16 protein-coding genes, 1 pseudogene and 1 other annotated feature are annotated in these 11,251 nt (G+C 38.1%); of the genes and pseudogenes, 11 read left to right on the top strand and 6 right to left on the bottom strand.

Annotated features, from left to right (window positions below):
- Positions 1-70: 70 nt before the first annotated feature.
- The 6 genes and pseudogenes from AC1UFB_RS13150 to AC1UFB_RS13125 all read left to right on the top strand — a co-directional run.
- Positions 71-514: pseudogene (locus AC1UFB_RS13150) on the top strand (enolase C-terminal domain-like protein); the annotation flags it as partial.
- A gap of 342 nt (positions 515-856) precedes the next feature.
- Positions 857-1,420, top strand: a complete 564-nt coding sequence (locus AC1UFB_RS13145; protein WP_100347102.1) for a DUF3267 domain-containing protein — start codon at positions 857-859, stop codon at positions 1,418-1,420.
- Positions 1,421-1,615: 195 nt separating this feature from the next.
- Complete coding sequence (locus tag AC1UFB_RS13140) at positions 1,616-1,933, top strand: hypothetical protein (protein ID WP_482589387.1); 318 nt, start codon at positions 1,616-1,618, stop codon at positions 1,931-1,933.
- A 29-nt stretch (positions 1,934-1,962) separates the two neighbouring features.
- The gene (locus AC1UFB_RS13135) at positions 1,963-2,064 is read left to right on the top strand and encodes a hypothetical protein (protein ID WP_281998643.1); all 102 of its coding nucleotides are present in this window, start codon (positions 1,963-1,965) and stop codon (positions 2,062-2,064) included.
- Between the two features lie 24 nt (positions 2,065-2,088).
- A complete protein-coding gene (locus tag AC1UFB_RS13130) occupies positions 2,089-2,322 on the top strand; it encodes an aldehyde dehydrogenase family protein (RefSeq protein ID WP_025910871.1) in 234 nt (77 codons plus the stop codon).
- Positions 2,323-2,333: 11 nt separating this feature from the next.
- Positions 2,334-2,612, top strand: coding sequence for a hypothetical protein (locus AC1UFB_RS13125; RefSeq protein WP_100347103.1), 279 nt, complete (start codon positions 2,334-2,336; stop codon positions 2,610-2,612).
- Between the two features lie 43 nt (positions 2,613-2,655).
- Here AC1UFB_RS13125 and AC1UFB_RS13120 read toward each other — a convergent pair whose 3' ends face one another.
- Complete coding sequence (locus tag AC1UFB_RS13120; protein ID WP_025910872.1) at positions 2,656-2,901, bottom strand: hypothetical protein; 246 nt, start codon at positions 2,899-2,901, stop codon at positions 2,656-2,658.
- A 111-nt stretch (positions 2,902-3,012) separates the two neighbouring features.
- Between AC1UFB_RS13120 and AC1UFB_RS13115 the strand changes: the two genes are divergently transcribed.
- Positions 3,013-3,495 carry a GNAT family N-acetyltransferase gene (locus AC1UFB_RS13115; RefSeq protein ID WP_100347104.1) on the top strand — a complete coding sequence of 161 codons (483 nt, stop codon included), beginning with the start codon at positions 3,013-3,015 and terminating at the stop codon, positions 3,493-3,495.
- A gap of 41 nt (positions 3,496-3,536) precedes the next feature.
- On the opposite strand, the gene thrS is transcribed toward AC1UFB_RS13115, so the two are convergent.
- The gene (gene thrS, locus AC1UFB_RS13110; protein ID WP_078989511.1) at positions 3,537-4,733 is read right to left on the bottom strand and encodes a threonine--tRNA ligase; all 1,197 of its coding nucleotides are present in this window, start codon (positions 4,731-4,733) and stop codon (positions 3,537-3,539) included.
- 46 nt (positions 4,734-4,779) lie between these two features.
- Positions 4,780-5,001 (bottom strand) — a binding site (T-box leader).
- A gap of 141 nt (positions 5,002-5,142) precedes the next feature.
- Between thrS and AC1UFB_RS13105 the strand changes: the two genes are divergently transcribed.
- Complete coding sequence (locus AC1UFB_RS13105) at positions 5,143-6,159, top strand: S66 family peptidase (protein ID WP_061785809.1); 1,017 nt, start codon at positions 5,143-5,145, stop codon at positions 6,157-6,159.
- A gap of 32 nt (positions 6,160-6,191) precedes the next feature.
- Here AC1UFB_RS13105 and AC1UFB_RS13100 read toward each other — a convergent pair whose 3' ends face one another.
- A complete protein-coding gene (locus AC1UFB_RS13100) occupies positions 6,192-6,599 on the bottom strand; it encodes a carboxymuconolactone decarboxylase family protein (RefSeq protein WP_035321122.1) in 408 nt (135 codons plus the stop codon).
- A gap of 298 nt (positions 6,600-6,897) precedes the next feature.
- Here AC1UFB_RS13100 and AC1UFB_RS13095 point away from each other — a divergent pair, with 298 nt between their 5' ends.
- Entirely contained in the window at positions 6,898-8,055 is a 1,158-nt protein-coding gene (locus AC1UFB_RS13095) for a CapA family protein (protein WP_482589386.1), read from the top strand.
- A gap of 216 nt (positions 8,056-8,271) precedes the next feature.
- Here the strand turns inward: AC1UFB_RS13095 and AC1UFB_RS13090 are convergent, their stop codons facing one another.
- Both AC1UFB_RS13090 and rluF read right to left on the bottom strand, forming a co-directional pair.
- The gene (locus AC1UFB_RS13090) at positions 8,272-9,348 is read right to left on the bottom strand and encodes a DNA alkylation repair protein (RefSeq protein ID WP_328101117.1); all 1,077 of its coding nucleotides are present in this window, start codon (positions 9,346-9,348) and stop codon (positions 8,272-8,274) included.
- Between the two features lie 284 nt (positions 9,349-9,632).
- Positions 9,633-10,340 (bottom strand): 23S rRNA pseudouridine(2604) synthase RluF, encoded by a 708-nt coding sequence (gene rluF / locus AC1UFB_RS13085; RefSeq protein ID WP_035321142.1) that lies wholly within the window; start codon positions 10,338-10,340, stop codon positions 9,633-9,635.
- A gap of 245 nt (positions 10,341-10,585) precedes the next feature.
- On the opposite strand from rluF, the gene AC1UFB_RS13080 reads away from it, so the two are divergent.
- Both AC1UFB_RS13080 and AC1UFB_RS13075 read left to right on the top strand, forming a co-directional pair.
- Positions 10,586-10,738: a YpzG family protein gene (locus AC1UFB_RS13080; protein WP_078989514.1), complete on the top strand. Its 153-nt coding sequence runs from the start codon at positions 10,586-10,588 to the stop codon at positions 10,736-10,738.
- Positions 10,739-10,809: 71 nt separating this feature from the next.
- Positions 10,810-10,983, top strand: coding sequence for a YfhD family protein (locus tag AC1UFB_RS13075; protein WP_100347106.1), 174 nt, complete (start codon positions 10,810-10,812; stop codon positions 10,981-10,983).
- A 47-nt stretch (positions 10,984-11,030) separates the two neighbouring features.
- On the opposite strand, the gene AC1UFB_RS13070 is transcribed toward AC1UFB_RS13075, so the two are convergent.
- Positions 11,031-11,171 (bottom strand): hypothetical protein, encoded by a 141-nt coding sequence (locus AC1UFB_RS13070; protein ID WP_167556118.1) that lies wholly within the window; start codon positions 11,169-11,171, stop codon positions 11,031-11,033.
- Positions 11,172-11,251: the final 80 nt, after the last annotated feature.

Raw genomic sequence — 11,251 nt, 5'->3', positions numbered from 1 at the left:
AAATTTAAACCATCGTGATCAAAAGTTGAAAAACGAAATGATTTTAGTTAGCTATGAATAATTCAGGTTTAACATTGAGTTTATTGAACAGCCAGTTCCTTCCTATGATTTAGATGGCCTAAAGTTTGTAACTAATCGGGTTTCTACACTTATTATGGCAGATGAAAGCTTGTTTTCAGTAAAGGACGCGTTAAAGCTTGTCGCAGGGCGCTATGTAGATTTATTAAATATTAAGCTTATGAAGTGCGGGGGAATAAACGAAGCATGGAAAATTGCGAGTATTGCAGAAGCAAACGGTGTGGGTTGTATGATTGGTAGCATGATGGAACCTTGTTTTTCTGTAGGAGCGGCAGCACACTTTGCAGCAGCACATCCAAATGTTCATTACTTTGACTTAGATGCTCCACTATGGCTAGATGGCGACTTAGATGTTTTAACCTATCACGGAGATCAAGTCATTTTATCTGCTCTTCCAGGGGTGGGAGATGTACAAACTACTTTTCAAGGAAATTAAAAAAGATGCCACCTAGTATCATAATCTAGTTGGCAGTTTCTTTGAATATTTGAAAATGGAAAGCTTGTACGTTTTACTGCTCGTCCTTTTTTTGCTCTTCAATGATAGTGGCAATACGGTTGATAATCTTTGTGAAATTATCAATCTTTTAATGAGTAAATAAAAAGCGACCGCAATTGGAAAAACTACATTGGCAATAACGTTTAACCAGCTTTCTATTAGAGACACCTCCTTAATATGGACTTGCTATATCATATGCAGTCTTTCACCAAGGATTCATTATGCTGAAAATAAGTTCTTATATACGTTTTTATTGTTGTTAAATGGAAAGGTGTGAATTTTTTGGGGAAGGAAGTTTCAATCGTTTTAGATCCTAAGGATGTTAATAGAAAAGCCTCTTATTACACAATAGGAATTGTATTGCTTAGTACGGTTGTTTACACATGGTTCTGGGGGGTAGAGTTTACCATTACTCTTATGTCCCTGCTTAAGTTTATCGGTTTTTATTTTCTATTAATTTTTCTTCATGAACTGCTTCATGGAGTTGGTTTTTTGTGGTTTGGGAAGGTCAAGCTAACAGATTTAAAGTTTGGTTTTATTTGGAAGTATATGGTTTGTTACGCACACTGTAAGGTCCCCATTTCAATGCGTGCTTTTCGCATGGCACTGTTGCTGCCTGTACTTCTTACAGGATTTGTTCCGCTCATTATCGGATTGGTAGTTGGCAACGGCATGCTAGTAGCAATCTCAACATTATTAGTAGGGGGTGGTGCTGGAGATTGGCTTATTTATCGTTCGATTCACTCATTTTCTAAAGATACGCTGGTAAAAGATCATAAAGATAATATTGGATGTACGGTTTATTTTTGTAATGAAATGAATGAAAATAAAAACATCAATACATAGATTAAAAAGCGCATGAATTCCACCTGGTTTCTTCTTCTCACAAGCTGATGAAGATGAGCTGCATCAAGCACTTGGTGTTACTTTAAAGAAAATAGATTTGCAAAAAGCATTTAAAGAATGCATTACTAATTCAAAGTCAGAGTGGGTTGGAGAAGTAGATCGTGCTCAACTCTGTCTCAGTTCACAGAGGATGGAATGGTAACATCATGTGAATCTGATATTGATGGATCAATTTCCATGTTTATCTTAAGAGAATTAGCAAAAGGAAACGCCCCGTATTTGGGAGACTTGGTTCACATTGACGAAGGGAAAAATTCAGCTGTATTTTGGCACTGTGGAGCTGGTGCTTATTCGTTAGCCCGTCCAGATACTGGAGCCACAGCTGGTGTTCATCCTAACAGAAAGATTGGCTTGGCAATGGACTTTGGCTTAAAAGCTGGAGAAGTAACGATTTTCCGAGTGAGTCATAGACCAGATGGTTATCGTTTATCATTTACGAAGCTGATTTGTTAGGCATTCGAGCGGGAGAAGCGCTCTTGGAAATGACAAGGTTGAGCTTTGGTTTTGATGATAAGCTTATTGAATTTACAACCACAAAGTTTCGTAGTGATAAGTACCATTATGATATTGAATTAACGAGATAATAAACATTTGGGTGAATGGGAGACATGGTAAATACGGCAAGCGTAAAGCAATATGGATTATATGTAGATGGCGAATGGAGTGAGACCAAAAAGGAAATGAATGTTCTTGATAAATACACGCAGGAAACAGCTGCAAAGGTATCAGTTGCTGAAAAACATCACGTTGATCAAGCAGTTCAGGGAGCAAAGCAGGCACTTAAAACCTCATTTTCACCATATACGCGATACGAGGTATTAATGAAGGTAGTTGAACTGTAGGAGGAGGGCTTATGAATAAACCAGTCATTCTATTCGTTTCGTATCTATTATTTATTATTCCGCTTTTCATAATTATAAACTTCTTTCTAGGAGTTGTTACTTTTGAGAAAATTCAAGGAGTCGTCATTTTTTTCCCTCTAGTCTTAAGTTTCATTGGCTTTTGGCTAGCCCTATCTATCTATAAGAGAAAAGAAAGTGGCTTTGCTAAAGGAGCAATTGTTAGAAATATAGCTATGTTCTTGTTTCCTATTGTATATATGATTATGGGAACGGTTTTTTTAGGAGTATAAATTTACTAATAGGTAAAAAAGACATGGCATAAGCCATGTCTTCTTAATAATAGTAACCATATGGTGGATAGTAAGGGTATGGTGGATAAGGGTATGGGCCGAAGCCGCCACCGTAAAGAGAGCTAGCAAGTAATCCGCCAGCTAATCCTCCTAAGAACGGAGCTCCAAAGATAAATGGTCCTCCGAAAGGACGTCCGAATGGTCTGCCAAATGGACGACCGAAGCCGCCTGGTCTGCCATAAGGTCTGCGAAAATCGTGCTCAGTGTATACGTGTTGGTTTTGATACATAACAATACCTCCTTTTTCTTTAGAAGTATATGCAATAGCCTACAAAACGTTTGGGCAGTAATCTCGTTTACGTACATTATTTTTTGAAAATAAAATAAAGGAGAAAAATCTATGAATCTATATTCCGTAATGAAGGCAGTTGAAAGTGATTTTTTATCATTTTCAGAGCTGAAAAATCAAGTGCAGAAGCTTCATATTAAAGGAAGGCCTGATTTATATGAGAAGAAGGATTCAACCTTGTCCCGTGGTGAATATCAACAATGGCTTGAATCGACTGAAACAGAATTACTAGTCGTACGAGATCGAGAGAAGTCTGTCGTTGGATATGTCATCCTTGATTTTAAAAAGGCAAGAGATACTAATCCCATTTTAAAAAACCGGTGCACTTTATTCATTCGAAGCATCGGTATTAGTGAGGATCATCAAAGCAAAGGAATTGGTAAGCTATTAATGAATGAAATTGTTAAATACGGCAGAGAAAAATCAGTAGATGCTATTGAACTAAACGTGTTGGAATTTAACGAACGTGCAATAAAGTTCTATGAAAACATGGGGTTTACTACTAAAAGCCGTCAGCTTGAACTGCTGTTTTAAAAAAGGAAGCGCTCAGTATAGTTATATTGAGCGCTTCCTTCTTATCTATTTTGCGCAAGCTCGAATAAAAAATCATCAAAGCTTAGGGAGTGCTGGCTATTATCTGAGCGTTTTCGAACGGCAAGGCTGCTATTCGCTACTTCTTGATCGCCGACAATTACGATATAAGGAGCTTTTCTTAGCGTGGCTTCCCTAATTTTAAGGCCAATCTTTTCTTTTCGGCTATCAACTTCAACCCGTCTTCCATGCTGACGTAAGCGCTGTGCAACTTCATTTGCGTAGTCTATATGAGCATCAGCAATCGGCAGAATTTTCACTTGAACAGGTGCAAGCCAAAGAGGGAAGTCTCCACCATAATGCTCGATTAAAATACCCATAAAACGCTCGATTGAACCGTAAATTGCGCGATGAATCATTACTGGGCGATGAGGGTTGTTATCTTCTCCGATATATGTGCAGTCGAATTTTTCAGGCATTTGAAAATCCAGTTGAACTGTTCCACACTGCCAGCTTCGGCCAAGGGAGTCTAAAATATGAAAATCAATTTTAGGCCCGTAGAACGCTCCGTCTCCTTTATTAATATCGTACGCTAACCCTCTTGCTTTTAAGACATTTTCAAGAGACGCTTCCGCTTGTTCCCACATGCTTAAGTCTCCCATGTGTTTTTCAGGACGAGTTGAAAGTTCTATCTTATACTCAAAGCCAAACTGCTCATAAAATTCATGAACCAGCTTTAAGACACCATTAAGCTCTGCTTCAATTTGAGCAGGCGTAACAAATAAGTGTGCGTCATCCTGCGTAAATGAGCGAACGCGAAACAAACCGTTTAAAGATCCAGATAGTTCATGTCTGTGTACGAGTCCAAGTTCAGCATAACGAACCGGAAGCTCTCGGTAGCTTCTACGTTTGCTGTTAAACAATAAAATTGCGCCGGGGCAGTTCATTGGCTTTAGGGCATAGCTCTGTTCATCTACGTTTGAAAAATACATATTTTCTTGATAGTGGTCCCAGTGTCCAGATTGTTCCCATAAATGTTGCTTCATCATAACGGGTGTTTGAATCTCCGCATATTCAGCTTGAATATGCTTTTGTTTCCAATCGTTAACAAGTTCGTTTCGAATGGCCATGCCGTTTGGTAAGAAAAATGGCATGCCGGGTGCTTCTTCCAGAGTCAAAAAGAGTTCAAGCTCTTTTCCTAACTGCTGATGGTTTTGTTTTTCAAGTTTTGCGTTTCTCATGTTTTTTCCTCCCAATAATTAAATAAAAAAACGCACTCATCCCAAAAGAAGGGACGAGTGCGGTCGTGGTACCACCCTAGTTTCACGACAAATAAGCGTCGTGCTCAAAAACGATAACGGATTTCCCGATTACGGATAGTCTGCAAAGCATTTCCCCGCAATAGCTCAAAGGTGGTAAATCAACTTTGTTTCTAAAGGGCTCGCAGCCAAAGGCCCTAGTCTCTGAGTAGAAATGAAAAGTTATTCATGTCCTTATCAATGCTTACGGATGATTATAATGGATGGATTTTCCTTAAGTCAAGAGGGATTTTTAAAAAAAGGAAAATAAAGATAAAATAACCCAGTTAAAGTTAATTATGGTATAATGAACAATACATATTCGGCTGAGAGAAATAAAGGAGTGCTAGTAATGATTCAATTTCCGCGTTTAAAGCATGACGCTACCATAGGTGTAACCGCTCCTTCTTCGGGGGTTCCAGACGCTTTACATAAGATGTTTCAATCAGCTTGTGACAAAATGGAGGAGCGTGGGTACAAGGTTCAATGCGGTCAAACTGTTTGGACGCAGGTAAAAGCAAAGTCTGCTTCAGGTAAAGTGCGAGCTTATGAATTGATGAGTATGCTCAAAAACGAAGAAATAAATTTAATTATTCCGCCTTGGGGTGGGGAGCTTTTGATTGAAATTTTTGAGCACTTTTTATTTCAAGAAATTAAGCCAAAGTGGGTTTTAGGCTATTCTGATACAAGCTTATTCCTATTTGCGTTAACCATAAACACCGGTATTGCAACAGCTCATGGTCCAAATTTAGTCGATTTGCGAGGCGAGTACTGGGATGAGACGACCAAGATGTGGGAACGAGTATTACAACTTGAAGAAGGAAAGAGTATTACGCAGTACTCTTCTACTTATTTTCAAAAAGAATGGCAGCACAGTAATCCATCTCCTTGCGTCTTTCATTTAACCGAACCTACCGAGTGGAAAATGGTTGGGAACAAAGAGCTTGTGATTGAAGGAAGGTTACTTGGTGGATGTATCGACGTAATCCGTCATGCAATTGGCACACCATGTGGGGATGTTAAAAGCTTTCAGCAGAGGTTTTTACAGGGTGAAAAGCTCGTTTGGTATTTTGAAAACTGTGAGCTATCAGCTACAGACCTTAGGCGTACACTCGTTCAAATGAAGCTAGCAGGTTGGTTTGATTATTGTAGCGGTATACTTTTTGGTCGAAGCACTGCTAACCATCCAGTCGGAGGCTATACAGCTGAAGATGTGTATGAAGCCCTTTTAAAAGAGCTTGAAGTACCTATTGCATATGATCTTGACTTTGGGCATATGCCTCCTCAGCTTACGCTTGTGAACGGTGCTTTCGCCAAGGTAGAAATTAAAAATGGAAAAGGTTATATAAAACAAACATTTAAAAACTAACAGAGGTTGCATTATGCAACCTCTGTTAGTTTTTATGGCTGTAAGTCTAGCATAGCTCCATAATATTGAGAAGCGGTTGTGAAACAAATAAAAGCACAAAGCTCGCTAATCTCCTTATCGCTAAAGGCCTCTTTTAAAACGGCAAAGACAGTATCTGGAACGCTTCCTTTTTCTTTTAAAAAAACGTCTGCAAAGGCAATCGCCAGCATGGTTTTCTCATCTTGTTGTTTCCGATTTGGCGCACCTTTTGCTTTACAATAAGCGCAGCCATTTTTTTCAGCTAATACGCGCCTTACTTCTTCCTTTAGCTGTGCTGATAGACTAAGAGTTCTTTCTAACTCATCACCTAAATCACACCATTTATTCATAATATCTACATTGTGACCTAATAGCCGTTGAAAAGGCGTGAATCCAACCCTAGAAAGTTCAATTCTTGGCATATTTTACATCCTCCTTTCATTTTTCTAGTATAGCGTAATGGGATAAAACAGACCCTTTCGTTTGAAAAAGAATTTAAAATAATTATTTATATATATAACAAATAATGCATAGATGGTTTTCAATTGAGAAACTATCAATTTTTAGAAACAGTTTATCTGAAAAAGTCATTTATTTAGATTTTTTGATATATTCCTAGTTTTTTCTAAAAGGTTATAGTATCCTGTTGGTAGAAAGATTCATTTTTTGTAAAAAAATGATAGATTTTTGGGGAATATGGTATAAAGGGGAATCGGTCAGATGGAGGAAAGAACAGGGAGAAAACAGAAATACCGGCGGATGAAAAAAAGAGGGATTTTTACTATTCTAACTTTGATTCTCATTGGCTATTTTGTCGTTGCCAATATGGATCGTTCAGAACCTGCAAGTAACAACGTTGCTTCAACGGAAAAAGAACAACCTAAAAAGGAAGAAGCTAAAGAGAAAAAAGCAGCGGCCCTCAAGAATGAAAAAGAAACAACGATTAAAATTAGCGCAGCGGGAGACTTTACAATTGGTACAGACGAAAGCTTTCCATATCAACAGTCGTTTCCGCATGAAGCAGATAAAAATGGCCTACCTTACTTTGTAGAACATATTAAAGATTTATTTGAAAACGATGACTTTACGACCGTTAATCTTGAAACAACGTTAACTAACTCGACGCAAAAAGCAGCAAAAACCTTTCGTTTTAAAGGGGACCCTTCCTACGTTAATATCTTAAAGTTAGGAAATATTGAAGCTGTGAACTTGGCAAATAATCATATTTTTGATTATCTAGATCAAGGGTATGAGGATACGATGAAAACATTAGATGAAAATGATATCGGTTACTTTGGTTATGATAACGAGTACATAACAGAGGTTAAGGGTGTTAAGATTGGTGCACTTGGGTATGAAGGTTGGGATTCAAATGTGGAAACAGCCAAAAAAGAAGTCAAGGCTGGCATAAAGCGTTTACGCAAAGAAGGTTCAGAGATTGTTATTGTACATTACCATTGGGGTATTGAAAAAAGTCCTGTGCCAACACAAACTCAGCAAGAGCTAGCTCGCTACACGATCGATAACGGTGCAGACTTAATTCTAGGACATCATCCACATGTTGTTCAAGGCATTGAAGAGTATAAAGGGAAGTTCATTGTATATAGTCTAGGAAACTTTATGTTTGGTGGAAATCGCAATCCAAGTGATAAAGATACGTTTGTTTTTCAGCAAACGTTTCATTTGAAAGGTGAAGAGCTAACAGATAAAAAAGAAATTCAGGTTATTCCATTTAGCATTTCATCAGTAGCTTCAAGAAATAACTATCAGCCAGCGCCTTTACAAGGAGCTGAAGCAAGTCGAGTGAAAAATAGAATTATTAATTTATCCGCCCAAATTACAGATTCAAACTGGCTTGTTTATGAAGGCGGAGAATAAAAGAAAGAGACTGAGACATAAGTAGTTCAGCCTTTACTATACCTGAACGATTGAGAGTTCATAACTTTTAATCGTTCAGGTTTTTTGGATGATTGTGAAAACAATGTTGGAAACAGGGTGGAATGGAGCGTAGGGCACTCGACTCCTGCGGGAAAGAGATGGGAACAGCTAGTGTTCGTCTTTTAGAAGCCATCATTTTGTTATGTCCCAAACTCTTTATTGTAGATGAAAATCAAGAGATTTCATCTCAATACCATTTATGAGTATCGTTAAGGTGTGTACCCCGCTATAGTGTGTGCGCGTAGATAGATTTTTAAAGGAAAGCTTTCTTTCATAGTGTTTAGATAAATGCTTTTTGACTTGAAACTCTGCTAGCTTAAACACTTTTCTTGTGCGATTACCCCGTGATTTTACATAATCTACTGCATATTCAATACGAATTTTCTCTTCTGTTTCGCCATATAGATCAAATTGAAAAGTTAAAGAGTCTCCAATTGCTGTTTCGGGAGCTGAAAGTTGGAAATTTGAGATTGTCACTTGGTGATTCTGGTCAAAGCCAAAAAGCTGTAGAACTTTTGGATGGCCATTTTTCAATAGCGTGCGACATGCATGTTTTAAAATCCAATCTGTGTGTGGGTGCTTATTAAGGTTAGCCTCAGTAAAAGTTAAAAGAAGATCAGAATGCGTTTTAGAAATATCATTTAAATTATTTGCGACGCTTTTACGTACATACAAAGATGAATCTTGAAGTAAGTTATTTAACACGGGAAACACCGGCCTTGGGTTTTGTTTAAATGATGGAATAGATATTCCCCAAGGAAGGCGAGGACGACAGCCTTCACTGGCAAGGCGGCGAACGTGTTCATTTTCATGAGTAGACCATGTTAAAAATTGTTCCATCATGCGTTTTTGATCTTTGAGTAAAAAAGGTCGAACCGCAAACTCTGAAGTAGAGTAGGTCGTGAAAAAAGCAAGCGCATCCATAGACATTTCCCATTCGTTCAAACCATATTGTTCTACATAGTCTGGAAAAGTAATTCCAGCAAGCTGTCCCTTAAATTCAGGGGCGACTTTATATAAAACAGCAAGTGCTCCGTGATAATCTAATGCTAAATGCTTATGTAGCATTATAGTAATGTGCCTCATTCTGTCTTTTAATGATCGATTGTCCCACTCTTTATGAAAGACACTTGATACAAAAGCATCTTTTGAAAATGAAGAATAAGCTGCTTTTATCGAATGGGCCAGCTTGTTAACAAAATGTTTATTGTAGATATTTCTTTGCTCAGCCATTGGTACACCTCTTCTATATAAATTGATAAAGTAAGGTAGAGACAGTATTCTTAAGATAAACGCCCTCGTAGCTCAGAAGGGAAGAGCGCCGGAAAACATTGTAGCCACCGGGTCGCAAGGTAAGGGTTTCAGAAGCACCGAAAAGCAAAATAAGCTGAAACGGGTGAAATTCCCGTTGGTGAAACTCCGTAGGGAAGCGTGTTCCCCCGAACCTAAGCTTACGAAAGGAGTGCGGGTTCGAATCCCGTCGAGGGCATAAAAAAAGCAGAGAATTTCTCTGCTAATTACCACTCTTTTGGTTCATAGTTTAATTCTTTAAACAGCTGGTTACGCTCTTTTTTTGTTAAATCACGCCACTGACCAACAGGTAAATTATTTAAGTGGATATTCATAATACGTGTACGCTGTAGGCGTAATACCTGGTAACCTAGGACTTCACACATACGACGAATTTGACGGTTAAGCCCTTGGGTTAAAATGATTTGAAATTCGTATTTCGACAGCTGCGTTACTTTACACGGCAGTGTTTTTGTTCCTAAAATATGTACACCCTCTGACATGTTTTTAACAAATTCTGGAGTGATAGGCTTGTCCACAGATACCACATACTCTTTTTCATGCTGATTTTCTGCACGTAGAATTTCGTTTATAATGTCATTATCATTTGTTAAAAGAATAAGGCCGTCTGAATCTTTATCCAATCGTCCTACGTGGTGAATACGTAACGGATGATTGACAAGGTCAATGATGTTTCCCTTTACTTTCTTCTCACTTGTACTTGTAATGCCAACTGGCTTATTTAAAGCAATATATACGTTGTTACGAGCGATACGAAGCTGCTCTCCGCTTACTCGAACGTCATCGCCAGGATATACTTGGTCACCAATTTTTGCTTTCTTACCATTAATGGTTACGCGACCTTCGCTAATTAATTTATCTGCACCGCGTCTGGAAGCTTTTCCAGATTCGCTAATGAATTTATTAACTCGCAGTTTCATCACATCCATATCTTCATTCATTTTACTTTAAAGTAATGCCTTAATATCTTATCATGCCAAGGGAATTCCGTCATTAGTTGTTCTTTTTATTATTAACAAATTTCATCTGTTTTTAACAGTGAAAAAAGGATGGAGAAAACTGCTAGCATGCTTTGTATGCATTTAGCCATGCTAATAAGTGAGATGCCAAGCGAGGCTTTCTCGTTAAAGGTAAGTATCCTAACTTTGAGGTGATAAGAATGAGTTATAAAGATCAATTAGATCCGCACTCAGAACTTTTTAGCCACAACTGGACAAGACCTAAGCGCTCGAAATCGCAGGTAAATGGACATACTCAAATGTCACAAACAAACATTATTTTGCGAAGTAATGCGAAAGCGCATCGTTGGTAAGGATGCTATTCTCTATGCAAAAGGCGCGCACAGCGCCTTTTGTTGATTCATTGAAAATGGAGGGGTAAATGATGAATCAAAAAAGTCGTGTAGAAGCGGAAAAAGCGAAATATTTTTCGTCTCAAATTGTTAAAAAACCAGGTCATTCTGATGGTGTATACGAAGAGTTTTCAAGTGAGCTTGATCAAGCTGATTTAAAAGCTCAAGAACGTGCAAAAGCTGCAGATGAACGTCAAAGTCATTAATGAATAAAATAGCTGCCGTTTGGCAGCTATTCGATAGTCAATAGTTATTATTCTCCTTGTGCGCCACCAAGCGTTTTTTGGTGAGCATGCTCCGCTTCATTTCCGTTCTTTCTAAGCTTAGCTGCTTTGTCATCAACTAGCTTTGATTGATCCACTTCTTGTGAAGGAGTTAGCTTTTTCTTAGACAATAGAATCACCGCCTTTCGATTACACTTTTAGCTTTTCTAAAACTCAATAAAATATCAGCCTAAAATAAAAAAGACTCCCA

This window comes from Priestia sp. KCTC 13724 (assembly GCF_056820425.1).
The sequence above is the reverse complement of the archived record's forward strand: the minus strand, read 5'-3'. Positions and strand labels throughout refer to the sequence as shown.

What these genes read in the sequence shown, in the direction of transcription:
- AC1UFB_RS13140 (WP_482589387.1), top strand. Translation starts at nt 1,616, where the DNA reads ATGGTAACATCATGTGAATCTGATATTGATGGATCAATTTCCATGTTT.
- AC1UFB_RS13135 (WP_281998643.1), top strand. Translation starts at nt 1,963, where the DNA reads ATGACAAGGTTGAGCTTTGGTTTTGATGATAAGCTTATTGAATTTACA.
- AC1UFB_RS13130 (WP_025910871.1), top strand. Translation starts at nt 2,089, where the DNA reads ATGGTAAATACGGCAAGCGTAAAGCAATATGGATTATATGTAGATGGC.
- AC1UFB_RS13125 (WP_100347103.1), top strand. Translation starts at nt 2,334, where the DNA reads ATGAATAAACCAGTCATTCTATTCGTTTCGTATCTATTATTTATTATT.
- AC1UFB_RS13120 (WP_025910872.1), bottom strand. Translation starts at nt 2,901, where the DNA reads ATGTATCAAAACCAACACGTATACACTGAGCACGATTTTCGCAGACCT.
- AC1UFB_RS13115 (WP_100347104.1), top strand. Translation starts at nt 3,013, where the DNA reads ATGAATCTATATTCCGTAATGAAGGCAGTTGAAAGTGATTTTTTATCA.
- thrS (WP_078989511.1), bottom strand. Translation starts at nt 4,733, where the DNA reads ATGAGAAACGCAAAACTTGAAAAACAAAACCATCAGCAGTTAGGAAAA.
- AC1UFB_RS13105 (WP_061785809.1), top strand. Translation starts at nt 5,143, where the DNA reads ATGATTCAATTTCCGCGTTTAAAGCATGACGCTACCATAGGTGTAACC.
- AC1UFB_RS13100 (WP_035321122.1), bottom strand. Translation starts at nt 6,599, where the DNA reads ATGCCAAGAATTGAACTTTCTAGGGTTGGATTCACGCCTTTTCAACGG.
- AC1UFB_RS13095 (WP_482589386.1), top strand. Translation starts at nt 6,898, where the DNA reads ATGGAGGAAAGAACAGGGAGAAAACAGAAATACCGGCGGATGAAAAAA.
- AC1UFB_RS13090 (WP_328101117.1), bottom strand. Translation starts at nt 9,348, where the DNA reads ATGGCTGAGCAAAGAAATATCTACAATAAACATTTTGTTAACAAGCTG.
- AC1UFB_RS13080 (WP_078989514.1), top strand. Translation starts at nt 10,586, where the DNA reads ATGAGTTATAAAGATCAATTAGATCCGCACTCAGAACTTTTTAGCCAC.
- AC1UFB_RS13075 (WP_100347106.1), top strand. Translation starts at nt 10,810, where the DNA reads ATGAATCAAAAAAGTCGTGTAGAAGCGGAAAAAGCGAAATATTTTTCG.